Source organism: Pseudomonas sp. AF32 (assembly GCF_022342325.2).
Classification (GTDB): domain Bacteria; phylum Pseudomonadota; class Gammaproteobacteria; order Pseudomonadales; family Pseudomonadaceae; genus Aquipseudomonas; species Aquipseudomonas uvaldensis.
Window position 1 is genome coordinate 1 of the sequence record NZ_RQJK02000065.1, and the last position, 529, is coordinate 529.

A 529-nucleotide genomic window follows, 5' to 3' on the forward strand; every position below is an offset into this window, starting at 1 on the left:
CGGTGTTCGCTGTGGTCCGGGTAGCGGATCGAGCGCAGTTGGCCCTGGTCGTCGTAGGCATACGCGGTGCTTTGCTGATCCGGGTCGATGACCTCGATCACGTCGCCGCGGTCGTTGCGCCGGTAGGTCCATGTTGCGTTGCCGCGGGAACGGGCGTGCAGGAAACCGTTGCGGTATTCGTAGGACGTCGGCGTTTCTTCAGGTGGAATCAGCGCCACCAGGCGTCCGGCTTCGTCGTAGCGGTATTCGGTAACGGCCCCCAGCGGGTCCTGTTCGGCGACCAACCGGCCCTGTTCGTCGTAAGCCTTGAGGTGTTCGCCACCGTCGGGCTCGACCTTGCGCACCAGCCGCGCCCGGTCGTCGTGCACGTAGACCTCTTCGCTGCCGTCGAAGTGCCGCACCGTGACGCTGCCGTCCTCCCCCCAGCTGTAACGGCTGTCCATCTGCGCGAACGAGGCCCAGTGGCGGATGCAGCGGGCCGCCCTGCCGGTCCCTTGCCACTCCCAGAAGAAACTCGCGCCGCCGGCCA

1 pseudogene is annotated in these 529 nt (G+C 66.9%); it reads right to left on the reverse strand.

The features are described from left to right. Positions 1-529: pseudogene (locus EGM97_RS26125) on the reverse strand (type IV secretion protein Rhs); the annotation flags it as partial.